The sequence below is a fragment of the Chryseobacterium culicis genome (assembly GCF_900108365.1).
Lineage (GTDB): Bacteria > Bacteroidota > Bacteroidia > Flavobacteriales > Weeksellaceae > Chryseobacterium > Chryseobacterium culicis.
The window spans coordinates 1,046,258-1,064,238 of the sequence record NZ_FNWQ01000001.1 but is presented as its reverse complement, the minus strand read 5'-3'; the positions used below and the strand labels follow the sequence as shown (position 1 = coordinate 1,064,238).

Here is a 17,981-nt window from a genome sequence, read left to right as displayed (position 1 = left end):
TATGAAAAAAACAGATGTTGCTGTAATTGGCTTATCCTGTGTCTTTCCCGGGGCACAGGATGCCAACACTTTCTGGCAGAATATTGTCAATAAAGTCGATTCTACCGAGCTCGCTCCGGCGGATCGGATAGATCCGGTTCATTTCAGTGATGCCACAAGCCTTGTTGACCGTTTTTACTGTCAGCGTGGAGGATTCATCCCTGATTATACTTTCGATCCTACCGCATTTGGTATTCTGCCGCTGGCTGTTGAAGGAACGGAGCCTGATCATTTGCTTACCCTTGATCTGGTACAGAAAGCACTGGAAGATGCAGGCATATTTCAGAAGAATATTTCCCTTGAAAAAACGGGAATCATCATTGGTAAAGGAAACTACACCGGTCCGGGTGCTACCCGTGCCATAGAAATTGTAAGAACAGGAGAACAGATTGCTTCCCTCTTACAGGAGTTGCTGCCACAGGTTTCTTCTGCGGATATTGAAAAAGTAAAGCATGCTTTTCAACAGCGCAAAGGACGTTTTGCTGCCGATACCGCAATGGGTTTAATTCCTAATCTTGTCGCTTCTCTTGTTGCCAACCGGTTCAATTTAGGGGGTGCTGCATTCACGGTAGATGCCGCTTGTGCTTCTGCTCTTATCGCCGTAGATCATGCTGTACAGGAACTTCAGAGAGGTCGTTCTGATATCATGATCGCAGGAGGCGTACATACAGGACAGAATGCCGCTTTCTGGAGTATTTTTGCCCAGCTGGGAGCCATGTCCCGCCAGCAGCAGATCAAACCGTTCAGTATGGATGCGGACGGACTACTCATTGGCGAAGGCTGTGGTTTCGTAGTATTAAAACGACTGGAAGATGCTGTACGTGATCAGGATAAAATCTATGCTGTGATCAAAGGGGTGGGAGTAAGCAGTGACGGGAACGGAACCAGTGTGATGAGCCCATCAGTAAAAGGTCAGCTGAAAGCACTGGAACAGGCATGGATCAACGCTGATTTAGATAAAAATAAAGTGGGATATCTTGAAGCGCACGGCACAGGAACTCCTCTTGGAGATAAAACAGAACTTCAGACCTTAGCCCAATTCTTCGGAAAAGAAGAAGCGGCTCCGGCTGCGGGTATCGGATCTGTAAAGTCCAATATCGGTCATGCTATGCCGGCTGCAGGAATTGCAGGATTAATTAAAACATGTTTAGCATTACATCACGATACTTTACCGCCAACCTTATATTGCGAAAATCCAACTTCGGAGATGCAGAATACAAGGTTTGAACCTGTACAGGAAGCCAAGAACTGGTCAAAAACAGGACTTCCGAAAGTAGCCGCAGTAAATGCTTTCGGATTCGGGGGAATCAATGCTCATGTGGTTTTGGAAGGGTATGATATGCCTAAAAAAGATCAGGTATTGATCTTGGCCAGACCTACCCATGAAGAACTGCTTTCAGCTTTACAAAATAATGAAACAGCAATTGGTGAAGGAGATTTCAGAGTTGCGATATTTGATCCCACCCCTGCTAGACTGGAAAAAGCCATTAAAATTGTTTCCAAAAATATCACATGGAAGAACAAACAGGATATCTGGTACACCGCTGCTCCATTATTAAAAGATGGTGGTAAAATAGCCTTCGTATTCCCCGGTTTAGATGGTCTGGCAAAAGGTGAAGTAGAAACGGCTGGCCGTTATTTCGGATTAACAGCACCTATCGAAACAGAAGGAGAAGGACTTTTAACCGATGCTTTGAACATTTTCAACAACTGCAGTATTCTTGATAATTCACTGAAAAAACTGGGAATTATTCCTGATATGAATGCCGGACACAGTTTGGGAGAATGGCTGGCAGGTTATTCTTCGGAATTAGCGGAGGCCAACTCTGTAAAAGCTTTAATTGATGTACTGAATCCTGAGACTTTTGAATTAAAAGATTCCAGGTTCATTGCTATAGGAGCCGGAATTGACGTGGTACAGCCTTTCATTTCAGAAATTTCAGACCTATATATTTCCAATGACAACTGCCCTAATCAGGTGATTCTTTGCGGAAGCAATGCAGCTCTGGATGAATTGGTGCCTTTGTTAAAGGCCAGACAGATTTTCCATCAAATACTGCCGTTCCAGTCCGGATTCCACTCTCCTTTTATCGCAGATAAACTGGATGTGATCCTTGCGGGAATGGAAAAAGCACAATTCCAGCAGACAAAAATACCATTATGGTCTGCTACCACCTTAGAACCTTATCCTGCAGATCAGGCAGCGATCAGAAAACTGAGTGCAGAGCATTTGGTAGAACCTGTCCGTTTCCGTGAGCTGACAGACAAATTATATGAAGAAGGCGCAAGAGTTTTCATTCAAGTCGGAACTGGCGGTCTGATTGGATTTATTGATGATACTTTGAAAGGAAAAGCTTTCAGTACCATCGCTTCCAGCGTTCCAACCCGTTCTGCTTTAGCTCAGTTACAACGTGTTGTAGCTTCGTTATTTGTAGAAGGAAAAACAATTGCTCTTGACTTTCTGGAGATTCAGAATCATTCCCAAAGAGCATCAGGAAAAGGTATTAAGCTTGAGCTAGGTTCGCCTATTATCCGTAATTTTATAGAAGTGAAAGCTTTGGCTCAGTCTTTTGATACGCCAAAACAATATACAGCCACAGCATCAGCCATTGCTGCTAAAAGCGGTCATCCACTGGTACAGGCATTTCAGGAAAATGTTTCGGAGATGATCAGAATGCAGGAAGAAGTCTTGACTTTATTCCAAAACCGTCCGGAAATCAAAATTCAAAGCCCCGCACCTGTAGTTACTGTTGCTCAGGCAGCACCACGAAGCAGTTCCTTCTCAAAAGACCTGTCCGTTAGCCTGGAAAGTCATCCTTACCTGATCGACCACAGCTTACTGAGACAGCCAAAAGGATGGGCTCATGTAGCAGATATGGAACCGGTTATTCCGATGACGATGATCTTTGAACAGCTTGCAGAAATCGCAGAAGCGGAAATTCCGGGAACACTGGTTCATAAAATCATGAACGTAAGTGTATTCCAATGGATGAACGTCGCTAAACCTTTCGAAAAAACCGTAAAAGGAGAATGGCGCTCACCGAATCACGCTTATCTCGATATTGAAAACTTTGCCAACGCAGAAGTGGTTTTAAAATCTGCTCCTGTTCCAACCCCTGATTTCAATCTTTCCATCGGTAATCTTTTACCTATCGAAAGAACCCCTGAAGAAATCTACGACATGCACATGTTCCATGGAGATCAGTACCAGGGAATTACTGAAGTGTCAGCCGTTGGAGACAAAGGTATTATCGGAAAAATAAAAGGAAATGGTGGTAAAGGTTCTTTGCTTGATAATGCAGGACAGCTGTTCGGGCTTTGGCTTCAGCTTACTTTGGTGAAAGACCGTATTGCATTCCCTGTGAAAATCAGAGATATTGAATTCTTCGGAGATATGCATGATCAGGAAGGTATTTTTGAATGTACCTGCATGCTCACCGAGCTGAATGATGAATTTGCCATCGCCGATATCATCCTGAAAAGAGACGGAAAAGTATGGTGCGCCATTACCGGCTGGCAGAACAGAAGACTGGAAATTGATACCGCCTTATGGAATGTTTCCATGTCACCGCTGCACAACCGCCTTTCGGAAGAGATTGCCCCTGAAGTTTTCTTTTTCCATCAGGCGTATACCAGAGTAGCTTCCTGGGATTTTATCCTGAAAAGATATTTCAACCAGACAGAAAAGCAGCATCACCAGCAGCTACTACCTAACAAAAAGAAAAACTGGATGGTAAGCCGGGTAGCAGTAAAAGACGCTGTAAGAAATCTTCTCCGGAAAGAAAAAGATCACGCCTGCTTCCCGATCACGTTTGAAATCCGGTCCGATGAAGTGGGAAAACCTTACCTCATCAGTGATTTCACAGAAGATATTCATATTTCGCTGGCCCATAAAGGCAAAGAAGCCGTAGGAATCGCGAGATATGGAAAACCGGTAGGCATTGATATGGAACAGATGGAAGAACGCAGTTCAGGATTCTACGACATGGTATTTACGGACAAAGAATTAATCTTATTAAAAGACAGAGATCAGGCAGAATGGACCACCCGATTCTGGGTAGCCAAGGAAGCCTGCGGAAAGTTCCTGGGAACAGGGCTGAAGGGAAACCCTAAAGCCTTCGAAGTCGAAATGATAAAAGACGATCACCTGTGGATCAATAACATTGAAATAAAAACTATTAAACATAAAAATTATATTATCGGATGGACACTGTAAACGCAACATTAAAAATGAACCACGAAGAACTTTTTACTTTATTAAAAGGTTTTATTACTGAAGTGATAGGTGCTGAATTTGTAGAAGAGATGGATATTACTCCTCAAAGTTCATTCACCAGAGATCTTGAAATGGACAGCATCGAGATTGTTTCTTTCTCTGAAAAGATCAAGGCGCATTTTGGTGATCAGATCGACTTTACAGGCTGGTTATCTTCTATGGATCTTGACCAGCTGATTAATCTTGACCTTAGTATGATCATCAATTATATCTACGAATGCCAATAATCACTGTCAATAACAGACAAGTTCACATACAGGAACTAAACAGAGGAGCCGAACAAACCGTGGTACTCATCCACGGTATGTTCAGCAACCTGTCCATTTATTATTTTAATATTGCCCCTTTGCTGGCAAAGCATTTCCATGTGGTGATGTACGATCTGAAAAGCCACGGAATGAGTGAGCGTTTTCTGGATGGGTACGATCTTGACAACATGTCATCCGATCTTATAGGTTTGATAGATCACCTTCAACTGGAAAAAGTACACCTTGTCGGCTATAGTTTCGGAGGTCTTATTGCTTTAAAAACAGCTTTAGAATACCCGGACCGCGTGAATCAGCTAGTGGTAATCGAAGCGCCGGATCCCCAGGACGAAAAAGCCCGTAACATCATTGATGAATACAGCAAAGAGTTTCTTGAGCATTACGTGGCCAACTTTACAGACACCACCAAAGTACAGATGGGCAAAAGACAAATGGAGAAGAACCACCGTATGTATGAATTTCTGTTTAATCAGACCAGCATTAAAGCAGACATGATCAGGGAAAAACATTTCCTTGGTGAAGCCCGTTTTAATGAATTAACAGCTCCTGCGCTATTGCTTTATGGCGCTGATTCCAACTGCAGACCTACCGGTGAGTGGCTGCAATCTCAAATCAGCCAGTCTGAACTTGAATTAATTCCGGGCGATCATAATATTCCTATCCAGGAACCTCAGCGCATTGCTGAAACGATTGCTCAATTTTTATCTAAAATTTTAACACAAAACCATGGCTAAATTTGCATTTATAGTTCCACCATTGACAGGTCACGTCAACCCTACTCTAAGCATCGGTGCAACGCTGCTGGAAAGAGGACATGAAGTAGCCTGGATCACCCTAGACCCTACGTTAGAAGCTAAACTTCCCGAGGGAGGAAAATTATTACTGATCCAATACGATCAGACCGACGAAGAAAAGAAAGAAAGTGAACAATATCTCGATATTATCTCCAAAAAAGTAGTGTATGGCATAGACAGCGTGAAATTCCTTTACGAAGAGGTTCTTATCCCATTGAACAGACACTGCTATAAGGGTATTGTTTCATTATTAAAAATATATAAGCCCGATTTGATTATCGGAGATCATCAGTTATTTGCAGCTCCGGTTGCAGCTAAAACTCTTGAAATTCCTTATGCGACTTCCGTTACTGCTCCGGCAGCCATCAAAATCATGAATGAGCTTCCGAAAGTACACGAATGGGAAGTGAATCAAATCATCGACTTGCAGAAAGAACTGGGTTTCCCGGAAGAACGCTCTTTGGCAACTTCAGATCTGTTGACCCTTGTTTTAACATCGAATTATTTCTTTGGGGAAATGGAGGATCTGCCGTCACAGTATCAATTCACAGGTCCGGTTCTTACAGAAAGACGTGTTTCATGTGAATTCGACTGGGAAAAATTAAAAAGCAAAGACAACAAAAAGATTTTAGTTAGTATAGGAACTACCTTCGATCATGATCATAAAAAAGCATTTTTTCAAAAAGTGATTGATGCCTTTAAAGACGAAAACTTAACTGTTGTAGTGGTTTCCGATCCACAGCTTTTTGAGCAGTGGCCGAACAACTTTATGGTGTATCAGCAGGTTCCGCAATTGGATCTGTTACCTCATCTTGACGGCGTAGTCTGCCATGGCGGTCATAACACCGTATCTGAAACCTTATCCCATGGTATTCCTTTGGTCGTAATTCCGATTGCGTATGACCAGTCGCATGTTGCAGGACGTGTAGTACGTACCGAAGCGGGTGAACGTCTTAATTTTAACCGATTTAAAGCCAATCATCTCAGAGAAGCTGTACAACAGATTTTAAATAACCCAAGCTACCGTGAAGCCGCTCAGAAAGTAGGCCAGTCTTTTGTGGAAGCCGGAGGTTCAGCTACAGCAGCCAATCTATTGGAACAGGCTATATCAAAGGCTTCAAAACCTGAAAAGCCGTCTAAATTTTTATTCGTGGTTCCGCCGTTTTTCGGACATGTAAGCCCTACTTTAAGTGTTGGAGCCAGTTTAATTGCCCGGGGACACGAAGTAAAATGGTTCGGGATTACGCCTTTAGACAACAAACATATTCCTGAAGGAGGTTCTTATTTCTATCCCGAAGAAGATCTTATTCCCTATCAGGAGGAAATTGCCCGCATTTTAAAAAGACAGGATGACGGACCCGCATGTTCAGGACCTGAAGTGATGAAACTGGCACTGGAAGAAACGTATGTTCCTTTCGCGAAAATGATGATGCCGGGATTAACCAGACTTACAGAGAACTGGATGCCTGATGTAATCGTAAATGACTGCATCACTTTCGGAGGAGCTCTTTTTGCTCATAAACATCATATTCCTTGCGTAACTACCACTCCTGTTCCGCCGGATGTGATGGGAGATACGGAAAAAAGTGCTCCTAAAATCTGGGAATGGCAGCAAAACCTGATCAAAGACCTTCAAAAGGAAGTAGGTATTCATGAAGAAGGAATTTACATCCATTCTCACAAACTGAATATGGTATTTACATCGCAGGCATTTGCCGGTTTTGAAACGGTTCCTTCTCATATGAAATTTGTAGGCCCGGTGAAAGGCCGTCCCAACGATGCTCCATTTGACTGGGATAAACTGAATGCCTCAACAACTCCAAAGATCTTTGTATCATTGGGAACATTGCTGGTAGATATCAGAAAAGCTTTCTTCGAAAAAATCATTGCAGCATTTAAAGACCAGCCTGTTACAGTAATTGCCGCTACTCCACCGGAAATCTTTGAAGAATGGCCGGAGAATTTTATTGTGAACAGCTTTGTTCCTCAGTCTGCAGTGATGCAGCAAATGGACATGGTGATTTGCCACGGAGGGTTCAATACCGTTAATGATACGTTCCGTAATGGGTTGCCGATGTTGATTACTCCTATCGCGTATGATCACTTCCATATTGCAAAACTGATCGAACAGGCAGGCTGCGGAATCAGCATCCGGTACAAAAGACTTCGTACAGAAGCTCTTCGTGAAACAGTTTTTGAATTGTTGGAAAATCCGAAATACAGATTAGCCGCCCAGGAAGTCCGCAATACATTTACCCTTGCCGGCGGTAACGACAAAGCAGTAGAACTGCTGGAAAATTTTGTAACGGAACATTCAACATTAACTTCAGTATAGCTCATACTCTGCCTATGAAAAGAAGACTGCTATTTGGTGAACGCATGTTACTGGGGGACGGTACAGAACCCTTTAATGCAATCATTTCGTTCAGACTGAGAGGAACCTTTGCTCTTAAGGATATCCAGCATGCCCTCGCTCAGATTCAAAATAAACATCCATGGCTGAGAGCACTGATCAGTCATGATGAAAAAAATATTCCCTGGTATAATGTTCCGGAAAACCCTGTTTCTATTCCTGTAAGAATCATTACCCGGCAGAATGAAGACCAGTGGCAGGAAGAATCCAGAAGAGAATGGAACACTGCCTTTAATTATGAAAAACTGCCCTTGATCCGTTTTGTATGGATCAAAGGGGAAAATGTTTCCGACATGCTGTTTACATTCCATCATTGTCTTTGTGATGGCGGTTCTGCAATGGCTTTTCTGAAAGAATTCCTAATGGTACTGGATCATCCCGCCGCTGATATCGGCACAGAAAATCCCATCTTAGGAATACAGGATGTGGTTCCTGCAAAAATCCTGAACAGCCGAAGACAGAAACTCAAAGCTAAGTTTATCGGAAGACTTGCCGCTACCGCAATTAAATGCATTCCGGTAGGCAAAAAAGCTATAGAAAGACAGAACGACTATCTGATCCACTGGAAACTGGATGAAACGGTGAGCAAAGAAGTAATTGCTTACTGCAAATCTCAGGGAGTAACTGTAAATACCTTCTTGAGTGCGGCAGTATTGCAGGCCTTTAAAAAAGTAAGAGGTGAGAAATCTTTCAACAAGGTTTCATGTCCGGTGGATATCAGACGTTTTGCCCATCAGATTAAGGAAGATCATATTTTTGCTTTCGGACTTATGATTGTGGTTTCTTCGGATGAAAAGCTAAGCTTTGATGACAATCTTCGTGCGATGCAGAAATCTGTGGCACAAAAAACAGGCAGGCTTAATCCTTACATTACCATGATGGTGATGGAATCCGGGCATGATGCGCTGAAGAATTTCACCAGACTTTTAAAGAACGGGAAATCCTCTAACGACTGTATGTTTTCTAATCTGGGACGCATTCAGATTCCTCATGAGTACAAAGAATTCTCTGTAGAAACTATTTTCAGTCCGACAGTGATAGGTCCGTTGGGTAATACCACCACAATGGTAACCTCTACTTACCGTGGGGAAATGGATTTTACATTTATGGGAAGCGAAGGATATCTGCCTTACGCAGATGCTCTGGCAGTGCGTGATGAGGTGATACAGATTATACATTCACAATTAAAACAAATGGCAGTATTATGATCAAAAGACCTTTAATGATGGTAGAGAGGATCATGTATGCAGATCCTGAAACTCCTGTAAACTGTGTCTATACAGCAAAAATAAAAGGAGAGATTCCTGAAGAAAATTTTAAAACGGCCTTACTCAAAATTCAGCAGAAACATCCTATACTGAGAGCCACCATTGATCAAAAAAATGGCAGATACCCTTATTTTGTAGGGCAAAAGGATATTGAGCCTATTCCCCTTCGTATTGTGGAACGAAAGACAGACGAAGATTGGTTTAAAGAATCTGAAAAAGGATGGTTTAAGCTGTTTGAAGATCCCAAAAAGCCTTTAGCTGAACTCGTATGGGTGAAAGGACAGGATGCTTCCGAAGTTCTTTGGATCATACCTCACTGTATTGCAGACGGTACAACCGGAGTTACGTTAATGCGTGAACTCCTTGGCTTACTGGACAATCCTTATTATCCGCTCATCCCGTATGCTGCATTCGAATCGGTAAATGATTTCCTGCCTTCGGATTTTAATGCAGGAATCAAAAAATATAAGGCCGGCATTTATCTCCTTTTGGCCAGAATATTTTTTTCTATCCAGCGAAAAAGCAAAAAGAGAAATCTCGGAAACTATGCTATTCACTGGAAAATGACTCCGGAAGACACCAAGCTTATCACTGAAAAATGTAAATCCAACGGAATTTCTGTGCATGCATTGCTGTGCTCTTCCGTAATGCAGGCTTTCCGGGATGTTCAGGGAGAGCGCGCAAAAGGAAAAGTGATCAGTCCGGTAGACGTGCGCCATTTTATTCCTGAAATTAAAGAAGACCATTTATTTGCTTTTGCCCCAACGGTAGAGCTTTCTGTGAAAAAAAACAGCAGGGATGTAATGAACAATGCCAAACAGATCAAAAAAGAACTTACGGAGAAAATTAATAAGATGGAAGCACGTGAACTTCTCTGGATGGGCGAACACATGCACCCTGTTGTAGAACGTATGATCCATATGCTGAAGTCCAGCGAAGGCGGGCATGATATCACCTTATCCAATATGGGAAAAGTGAACATCCCGAATGATTACAAAAACTTTACCCTGGAAACAGTAATCAGTCCAACCGTGGCTTTCCCATGGCTGAACTCCAATACCCTGGTGACCAGTACCTACAACCAGCAAATGGATTTTACCTTCATGTCTAATGAAAATTTTCTTCCGAAAGAAGAAGCCTGTCTGATAAAAGATAAAGCCATTGAGCTATTGACCACCTCCCTATGAAATTTAAAATAAAGCCTCCAAAGCCAAAACCCATCAGAAAAACAACCCTGAAACGCTTTCTCATCAAGCGTACGATTTACTATGTCCTTCCGAATGTATTTTTTAATTTCATCATCGCATATGCCAGCTTCAAAGAGCTGGGCTACACCCATTTTTTCGCAGGAACCCAAAACCTGGCTCGTCTTACCCTGCCGATGGCTGTTTTTCTTCCGGTAGTCCTTACCATTGATATCATCAAAAGAGTAACGGATGCGGCCAGCCAGGACGCCATAGAATTTACAATAGATGAACAGCTGAATATTAAAAAACTCATGACCAGGCTGAGTATTTTACACGGTTTGATAACAGGTTCGCTGGTACTCTCGCTGCTTTTTATAGGACAGTACAATTTCTCAAAAGATTATAAGCTGGACGCTACCGCAATGGCTTTAGCGGTAGGTGTTCTCGCTGGGATTTTGTCTGTCGTTTTTGTGTATGTGCCGGTGTGGAGATTAAAGCGATGGATGTGTGAGCGAACACAAACCGTTGCAGGAGATCTGAATTCTTAATGAATTAACAGTATCTTTGATGACAGGTATTACAGGAATCCGGTCCCTGCTAGGCAGGCGATATTGTCCGGCTGATTATCAGGGTATTCATTATTTTATTATGCAACACAAATTAATTTTTTCCTTTAAAATGGGATATTTGATAAATTTTTTATATTTATATAAATAATTTTTAAGAATTTTTCTCAGGACAGCATTAGCCACAGGGTATGTATAAAATAACGGATCAGTTAAAAAATATAGGATTCAGTATCAATCGCTTAGATTATCTAATCACTAGAAATAAAAACAAAAGAGCATTCAATACCTTAGACTATTTTTGTATCTATATCATTCTTGAAGATATCGTATTAACGGTTGAAAATGTTCCCTATCCGTTAAAAGCAGGAAATATTGCGTTCGTTGGGCCGCAAAAAAAGATTGTTTTTGGCGATACCAAAAGATCAGACGTATATTCAATTGCTTTTTCATCAAGTTTTTATGAGCGATCAACCAAAGACAGCCTGTTTATCAATTCACAGCTTTTTTACAATTATAATGCTGAAATATTCATCGCTCCTTTCATCAATATAGAGCAGATGAGAGTGGTATTTTTGGAACGGATGGAAAATTTCAGGGAAAAGGATGAAAGCTTATATATCGCTGCTGCCCATAATGCGATAGAAAGGCTGATGCTTGATGCGCTTCTACATATTCCTACCGAAGAAATCAAGAAAGATATCAAGTTTGACTATATGTATTGTGTCAACCGGTTCAAGGTATTATTGCAGAGAGATTACAAAAAAGCTAAAAAAGTAGCTTATTATGCCGGCGAGCTCAATATCTCATCAAGAAAGCTGACGGAGATGACAGAGTATGTTCTGGACAAAACTGCCAAGCAGATCATCATCGAAAAACTGATCACAGAGTGTAAAAAAGCCTTACATTTCTCTAATTCCACCATTTCTGAAATATCTTATGATCTGGGTTTCAGCAATGAAGGAAATTTTACAAATTTCATTAAAAAACATACCGGAAAAAATCCCTCGGAAATGAAATAATTTGTATATTTACATAAGTAACCTTTTGGGGAAAAATACAGGTTATATGTTTGCAAGGTACATTTTATTCATTGTATTATATTTTGCTTTTACAAAATCATTTGCACAGACAACAGACGGTTTAAGACTTAATGTAAGGCTTTTTCCGGTACAGATGCTCGCTGTGGGAAACGGATTTTCAGATGACGGGAGCGGATCTTCCTTCCGTGAGCTGCAGTCTGTGACGATCTCAAGTCCGTCAGGCTTTCAGCTCAATGCACAATATGATGAATACCGAAACATCAACGGCAATTCCCAAAACAACAGAGAAGGTTCAGATGAATATCGTCTTATCAGCCATCACAAAGGGGTGGTTCAAAAGATATATACCATCGCTGACGAAATAGAAAACATCGTAAAAAATGAAGAGGCCGAAGGCAATGACGCCCATAATTTTTTAATATTAACTCTAATTTCTCAGTAAAAAAATATGGAAAGCTAAAAAAATAAATATGCAGTGAATAGCAATTTTGCAATTTATTTATTATCAATATGGTAAGTAAAACTGATATTTAAGATCAATAAAGCATTCCTTTTATTTTATGGCAATTTTATTATTGCCTTATTGCTACTTTTTATGCTTCCAGTCATAAAAAGCAATTTCTGCTGAATGGAGATTTCATCGTAAAAATTCACAAATAATAAGTGTTTTTTCACAAAAGCGCTGATGGTCTTTGTATTTACCTTTGCATCCGCAATTTTAAAAATTATTAATACAAGAAAACATCATTAAACCTATGAAAAATTTGATCTTAGCGTCTTTTGCCCTTTTGGGATTCGCAACTTTAAAAGCACAGAATGTAACGCTGAACGTAAGACTGAAACCGATTCAGACCCTTGTAGTGAACAACGCTCAGAAAACAGTAAACTTAGACTACGTTACTAAAGACGACTATGCAAATGGTGTAACTTCCGTGAATGCAGACCACTTAAGTATTTACAGCACAGGAGGATTTCAGGTAAAAGTAAAAAGTGCGAACGCTGCATTACAGAGCGGAGGAAAAAACATCCAGTCCAACACAATTCAGATTAAGGCAAGTGCAGGTTCTGAAGCCGTAAACGGAGCACAGTATGCACAAAACGTACAGTTATCACCTAATGAAACTACTTTGGTAAGCTCTTCGAACGGAGGTGTAGACAAAAAAATCAATATTGAATACAAAGGTGCAGGAGCCAATACATATCTGGACAATTATATTGCGGGACAGGATCCTACGGTATACACTACTGAGCTGACGTATACAATTATTTCTCAATAATATTCAGCAGTATGCAATGATAAAGTGTTGTACCTACCACAGCATTTTATCTTCATTCTAAAAACTAATCTCCGTCATGAGCAGACTCTCTTTTCTCCTTTTCAGCATTCTTTTCGCGCTTTCGTTTTACGGAAAAGCACAAACGGGAGTTTCGGTTTCACCACCCAGACTTTATTTCGAATCGGGAAACGGAAACAGCAATACCCAGAAAATAACGGTAACCAATGTAAGTGCAAAAAATTCTCTGGACCTTGCTGTAAGTTTGGGAGACTGGGAGTATGATGGCAAAGGAGAAAATGTAACGTACGCTGCCAATACCCTTCCCTCTTCCTGTGCAAGCTGGGCTTCTGTAAAAAAGGAAGATAATTATTTCACGCTGGCTCCGGGGGAGAAAAAAGATATTGAAGTTACTCTTACGGTTCCCAATGTCCTTTCAGATGCACAATCTGTACATACGGCTGTTCTCTATGTAAGCCAGATGAATCCTGTGGATGATGTAGATCATAAAGGAGCCAACATCAAGGTAAGCATCCGTTCCGGCATCAAGCTATTTCACAAGCTTCCGGCAGCCAAAACGAAAAAACTTGAGATCCAGAATCTGGTCTACGGAAAAAACACCGGCACCATCAATGTTTTTTTTGAAAACCATGGTGATGTGTGGGCAGACGGGAAAATATACACCGATTTTGTCAACACACAAACCGGAAAAAAAATATCATTAGACCCTGTTATTTTTTATACCATGCCGGGAAACAAAAGGGAAATGAATATTCCGCTGCCGGCAGGACTCGAAAAAGGAAAATACACGGCCTCGGTCATGATTGATTACGGTGACAATAACAACCTGGAACTGGGAGAATTAAGCTTCAGCTATGAGTAGTAAAAAATTCTTCTGCCTCTTCCTGCTGATTTCCCTGAACTGCTTTTCACAGGTAAATTACACCTCCTGGGTAAACAGCTACCTTCAGATCAACTCGTACAGTGGAAATACCAATCCGGATGCCTATACTTTTATGCTGACCGGTAATGGCGCCTTTAATATTCCTTACTGGAAAATATCCATGAGGCTCAAACAGCCTATTACCTCTACTGACGGAAAATATACAATACCAGCCAGTAAAATATCACTGCAGCCGGTTTCCTCATCAGGACAGGCTTATCCAGGTCCTGTGCCCACCATTCCTCAGATCGGCATGCCGCTCAATACCTTTCTTCAGGAAAAACAGGAAGTTTTTTTAATTCCACAATCCAATGCGCCACTGTATAATCAGCCCGTACAGCCCAACGGCTACTACAGCCTGCAGGTAAAATTCAGCATGAATGTAATGGGAGGTTCCTACCTGGGCAGCTATCCGGCATGGATCAGCTTTATTGCTCCTGTCCAGTTTACAGCGTACGACCAATACAATAATATAATCGGAAGAACAGATCATAATTTTCAGTTTCAGATCGGTACACTCAGCGGAACTCCGACTGATGTGCCTGAAATGTCTCTGCAGTTTTCTTCGAAAGCGGTTAACGGCGCTCTGGAATTCAAAAGCCTGTCAGATTACGTAAACGGAGTAAGTGTGCTCTATTCTAACGGGCTGATTGTAAAAAGCAATACGCAGTATCAGATCAAATTACGTTCTCTGCAGGGACAGTTCAGTTCTCCCGCGGGCAACTTTATTCCTCTGGAAACCGTAAAACTTAATCTTGTTCCCGTTTCAGGAAACAGCGGTAATGTATATCCTGTTCTGCTGAGTGCTTCTCCACAGCTTATTGCATCAGGAAGTTCTACCGGAAATACAAGTGTGTATTATGATATAAAATATTCTACAAAAGCCAATGATGAAAGGGTAATCAACGCCAAGTCAGAAGAATATTCCACAACGCTTCAATACGAGATTATCCCCCAATAGATGATGCTTCAGGACCTGTTCAAAAAAATCATTTTCATTTTTTTAATTGCATTTCAGATCTGGATTCCGGCACAGAACAGTTCCGGAATACATCTCGATATACGCAACGAATCCAGAGCAGATAAAGCAGGGATCCTTGATCTGATAGCTGTATTGAGCAGCGAAGCGGCAACTTCATTCAAAGGAAAAATAGAAATTGCTGTTCCGCAGGGATTCAGGAATATTTCAGGAAATACTCTTCAGGTAGATATACAACCCGGAGAACGTCTTTTCTTGCCGGTAAAAATTGTAGTGAGCAGCAATGCGGTTTCCGGAGATGCAAGGCTGATTTTCAGACTTTCGGATCTGCAGAATAAGATGGCTGCAGAGAAAGAAATGCTGTATACCGTCGCTGAAAACAATACTATAAGAATCGCTGCGGAAAGCCCTGTGATCTATGTAAGCAAAGCTACAGATTCTGTAGAAGTGAGAGCCAGAGTTTCCAATCTGGGCAACAGAAAACAGAATGTAACCGTGGTGTTCAAAATTCCGGAAGCTGATCAGGGGAATGCTTTCATAGAAAAAAAAGGAAGCATTGGTGTGCAGAAAGATTCGGTATTTGTATTCCGATTTATGCCGTCCAGGATTAAATCGCGCAGTACTCAGCTTTCTGTCAATATTGCAGGGTTCAGGGAGCCAGACAGAGAGATATTCGGTAGTACTTCGGTATCTGTGCAGAATGTTTCTTCGGTACAGCGGTATGAAGATCTGGAATCCACAGCCTTTTCAAATTTCACCAAAAACAGCATCACCGCAAGCTACAGGCACGCCGGGGAAAACCTGGATATGTACCAGCTGGCAGGATCCGGAGGTTTCAATCTTCCTTCCGGATATGTTTTCATCCGTGGAAACATCTACACAATGACCCATCAGAGTGATCCCATTGTTAACAATACCTACCTTACCTATAAAAGAGAGAACAACGAATTTACGATCGGGAACATCAACAAACTGCTGGAGCTTTCTATGTTTGGAAGAGGGCTGGAATATGCCTACACGTCTCCCGATAAAAATAAAAAAATTGAAGCAGGATTTGTAGACCAGACCTACAGCCTGATAGAAAGAAATTCATTTCTGAAGTACGGCTACGGATTTTATACCAGAGGAATTATCGGTGCACAGAACGCCTCCCGGAACATTGCAGGAACTTATATTTTCAGGAATGACCCGTATGAGAAAGCGCGGCATCATGTAGCCGGAACAGACCTCCAGTATGCCTTTGGAAAGGACTGGAAAACGAACACCAAAGTATATGGCGGCCTGAGCTTTTATGAAAACAGTCAGTCTGCCAAGCCCTCCCTTGCCTTGGAATCTCAGTATTCAGGAATGATCAGAAAGATCAGTCTGAACGGAAACTACTTTTACAGCACAGATTATTATCCCGGAAACAGAAGAGGAATTTTGCAGATTCAGCAGAATTTTTCTACAATGATTTTCAAGGACCATTATGTATATGCCAACATTATGGCTTCTCATTTTTCACCTAAATTTTATTTTTACAGCAACAATCTGAATTCAAGCAACATAAGGCTGGATACGGGTATCAACTTTCCTAAAAGAGGAAACGTTGGAATGGGGCTTGGCTATCAGTATCAGGAAGAAAATTCCAATTCTTACAATAATTTCTTTAATGCGCAGCCTTACGAAGAAACCAAACAGCTGAAAACACAACGCCTTACCGAATATCTTACCTGGCTGAGCCCTGATAAGCAGCACTCTTCTATCCTGAGCATGGAAACCGGACTGGTACGTTATCCTGACAATGATAAGCTGCAGTATCAGATGAAAGTGAGCGGAACCTACAGCTACCGATGGCTTACGGTAAACGGTATTTATCAGCATGGAAGCTATTTCCTCTCCGAATACGCTTTTTCAAGACTGATGAACAAAAGCACTCCTTACGAAAAGCTATCTCTTTCGGCTTTTGTAAATAAAAATTTCTTTGATAATCAACTGAACGTTACTTCAGGAATCTCTTACACCAATGATGTTCTGTACGGAAAATCGCCGTCCGGATTTATGAATCTGAAATATGCCCGGGATAGATATGCTCTTTATCTGAATTCTTCCTATTTCAGTTATTCTTCCGGCAGCTTCACCAATAATTTTTTTACAGTTGAAGCCGGCGTTACCGTCAACCTAAGAAACAGCACGCTGGATCCGGGTAAAAAAGGAGACATCAAAGCATTTGTTTATTATGATCTGAACGAAAACAATATCTACGATGAAGGCGACAAAGAGGCCGCTGGCTATCTCATCATGCTGAATACCATTTCGTTTAAAACTGACGCATCAGGTTTTATCAGCTATCGTTCTATCCCCTACGGGAAATATGCCCTGAAGCAGGTGATCCAGCAGGGCTGGTATTATGACGAAACCGAATTTACCGTAAACAAGCACCACTACACGCTGGAAATTCCGCTTCATCAAAACGGTACAACCCAGGGAAAAGTAACCTATGATTTCGATGCTAAAACAGCGGTAGACTTCACACCCAAAACCGGAGGCATCCTTTTCAACATCTACCGCAATGACCAATTAGTGCAGCGCATCATCACGGATGACAATGGCGAATTTGCTTCTTTCCTACCCTCCGGAAACTACAGAATTGAGCTCAACAAAAACTCTCTGCCATCCAATACCTATTGCGAACGCTCCACAGATACCTTCAAAGTGGAAGCCGGAAAAATAGTACACGTGGAACCTTTTGTGATTAAAGTAAGGGAGAAGGTGATTAGGGTGAAGAAGTTTGGGGGGTAAATGATGGAGTATAAATCATTATCATACTTAGTGTCTGAAAATTTTGTAAATCAAAAATTCAAAATTTGCATAATAAACTTAAATTATCAGTGTTACAATGCTAAAGTTTTTTTTATTTTTAATGTTGAATTAAATTCACTTTATTAAATAAC

13 protein-coding genes are annotated in these 17,981 nt (G+C 41.4%); all 13 read left to right on the top strand.

Translation table 11 applies throughout. From position 1 onward, the window contains the following. The first annotated feature begins 1 nt into the window (after nucleotide 1). The 13 genes from BLW74_RS04790 to BLW74_RS04730 all read left to right on the top strand — a co-directional run bounded on the left by BLW74_RS04790 (nucleotide 2) and on the right by BLW74_RS04730 (nucleotide 17,829). Nucleotides 2-4,255 carry a type I polyketide synthase gene (locus BLW74_RS04790; RefSeq protein ID WP_089690287.1) on the top strand — a complete coding sequence of 1,418 codons (4,254 nt, stop codon included), beginning with the start codon at nucleotides 2-4 and terminating at the stop codon, nucleotides 4,253-4,255. Then, nucleotides 4,243-4,542, top strand: a complete 300-nt coding sequence (locus BLW74_RS04785; protein ID WP_089690286.1) for an acyl carrier protein — start codon at nucleotides 4,243-4,245, stop codon at nucleotides 4,540-4,542. Before BLW74_RS04790 ends, BLW74_RS04785 begins: the two co-directional genes overlap by 13 nt. Then, the gene (locus BLW74_RS04780) at nucleotides 4,533-5,315 is read left to right on the top strand and encodes an alpha/beta fold hydrolase (RefSeq protein ID WP_089690285.1); all 783 of its coding nucleotides are present in this window, start codon (nucleotides 4,533-4,535) and stop codon (nucleotides 5,313-5,315) included. The genes BLW74_RS04785 and BLW74_RS04780 overlap by 10 nt, the downstream gene beginning before the upstream one ends. Beyond that, nucleotides 5,308-7,710, top strand: coding sequence for a glycosyltransferase (locus BLW74_RS04775; protein WP_089690284.1), 2,403 nt, complete (start codon nucleotides 5,308-5,310; stop codon nucleotides 7,708-7,710). The genes BLW74_RS04780 and BLW74_RS04775 overlap by 8 nt, the downstream gene beginning before the upstream one ends. Before the next feature lie 14 nt (nucleotides 7,711-7,724). Continuing rightward, nucleotides 7,725-8,996 (top strand): condensation domain-containing protein, encoded by a 1,272-nt coding sequence (locus tag BLW74_RS04770; RefSeq protein ID WP_089690283.1) that lies wholly within the window; start codon nucleotides 7,725-7,727, stop codon nucleotides 8,994-8,996. Continuing rightward, nucleotides 8,993-10,243 carry a phthiocerol/phthiodiolone dimycocerosyl transferase family protein gene (locus tag BLW74_RS04765; protein ID WP_089690282.1) on the top strand — a complete coding sequence of 417 codons (1,251 nt, stop codon included), beginning with the start codon at nucleotides 8,993-8,995 and terminating at the stop codon, nucleotides 10,241-10,243. Before BLW74_RS04770 ends, BLW74_RS04765 begins: the two co-directional genes overlap by 4 nt. After that, nucleotides 10,240-10,791: a hypothetical protein gene (locus BLW74_RS04760; protein ID WP_089690281.1), complete on the top strand. Its 552-nt coding sequence runs from the start codon at nucleotides 10,240-10,242 to the stop codon at nucleotides 10,789-10,791. Before BLW74_RS04765 ends, BLW74_RS04760 begins: the two co-directional genes overlap by 4 nt. A gap of 209 nt (nucleotides 10,792-11,000) precedes the next feature. Next, nucleotides 11,001-11,831 carry a helix-turn-helix domain-containing protein gene (locus BLW74_RS04755; protein ID WP_089690280.1) on the top strand — a complete coding sequence of 277 codons (831 nt, stop codon included), beginning with the start codon at nucleotides 11,001-11,003 and terminating at the stop codon, nucleotides 11,829-11,831. Between the two features lie 46 nt (nucleotides 11,832-11,877). Further along, nucleotides 11,878-12,294 (top strand): hypothetical protein, encoded by a 417-nt coding sequence (locus BLW74_RS04750; RefSeq protein ID WP_139265694.1) that lies wholly within the window; start codon nucleotides 11,878-11,880, stop codon nucleotides 12,292-12,294. Nucleotides 12,295-12,607: 313 nt separating this feature from the next. After that, a complete protein-coding gene (locus BLW74_RS04745; RefSeq protein WP_089690278.1) occupies nucleotides 12,608-13,129 on the top strand; it encodes a hypothetical protein in 522 nt (173 codons plus the stop codon). Nucleotides 13,130-13,205: 76 nt separating this feature from the next. Further along, nucleotides 13,206-14,009 carry a fimbrial biogenesis chaperone gene (locus tag BLW74_RS04740; RefSeq protein WP_089690277.1) on the top strand — a complete coding sequence of 268 codons (804 nt, stop codon included), beginning with the start codon at nucleotides 13,206-13,208 and terminating at the stop codon, nucleotides 14,007-14,009. Continuing rightward, nucleotides 14,002-15,030: a hypothetical protein gene (locus tag BLW74_RS04735; protein WP_089690276.1), complete on the top strand. Its 1,029-nt coding sequence runs from the start codon at nucleotides 14,002-14,004 to the stop codon at nucleotides 15,028-15,030. Before BLW74_RS04740 ends, BLW74_RS04735 begins: the two co-directional genes overlap by 8 nt. Then, nucleotides 15,031-17,829 (top strand): hypothetical protein, encoded by a 2,799-nt coding sequence (locus BLW74_RS04730; protein ID WP_089690275.1) that lies wholly within the window; start codon nucleotides 15,031-15,033, stop codon nucleotides 17,827-17,829. The last annotated feature ends 152 nt before the right edge of the window (nucleotides 17,830-17,981 follow it).

Excerpts from the sequence above, each read along its gene's own strand:
- BLW74_RS04790 (WP_089690287.1), top strand. The coding sequence starts at position 2 with ATGAAAAAAACAGATGTTGCTGTAATTGGCTTATCCTGTGTCTTTCCC.
- BLW74_RS04785 (WP_089690286.1), top strand. The coding sequence starts at position 4,243 with ATGGACACTGTAAACGCAACATTAAAAATGAACCACGAAGAACTTTTT.
- BLW74_RS04780 (WP_089690285.1), top strand. The coding sequence starts at position 4,533 with ATGCCAATAATCACTGTCAATAACAGACAAGTTCACATACAGGAACTA.
- BLW74_RS04775 (WP_089690284.1), top strand. The coding sequence starts at position 5,308 with ATGGCTAAATTTGCATTTATAGTTCCACCATTGACAGGTCACGTCAAC.
- BLW74_RS04770 (WP_089690283.1), top strand. The coding sequence starts at position 7,725 with ATGAAAAGAAGACTGCTATTTGGTGAACGCATGTTACTGGGGGACGGT.
- BLW74_RS04765 (WP_089690282.1), top strand. The coding sequence starts at position 8,993 with ATGATCAAAAGACCTTTAATGATGGTAGAGAGGATCATGTATGCAGAT.
- BLW74_RS04760 (WP_089690281.1), top strand. The coding sequence starts at position 10,240 with ATGAAATTTAAAATAAAGCCTCCAAAGCCAAAACCCATCAGAAAAACA.
- BLW74_RS04755 (WP_089690280.1), top strand. The coding sequence starts at position 11,001 with ATGTATAAAATAACGGATCAGTTAAAAAATATAGGATTCAGTATCAAT.
- BLW74_RS04750 (WP_139265694.1), top strand. The coding sequence starts at position 11,878 with ATGTTTGCAAGGTACATTTTATTCATTGTATTATATTTTGCTTTTACA.
- BLW74_RS04745 (WP_089690278.1), top strand. The coding sequence starts at position 12,608 with ATGAAAAATTTGATCTTAGCGTCTTTTGCCCTTTTGGGATTCGCAACT.
- BLW74_RS04740 (WP_089690277.1), top strand. The coding sequence starts at position 13,206 with ATGAGCAGACTCTCTTTTCTCCTTTTCAGCATTCTTTTCGCGCTTTCG.
- BLW74_RS04735 (WP_089690276.1), top strand. The coding sequence starts at position 14,002 with ATGAGTAGTAAAAAATTCTTCTGCCTCTTCCTGCTGATTTCCCTGAAC.
- BLW74_RS04730 (WP_089690275.1), top strand. The coding sequence starts at position 15,031 with ATGATGCTTCAGGACCTGTTCAAAAAAATCATTTTCATTTTTTTAATT.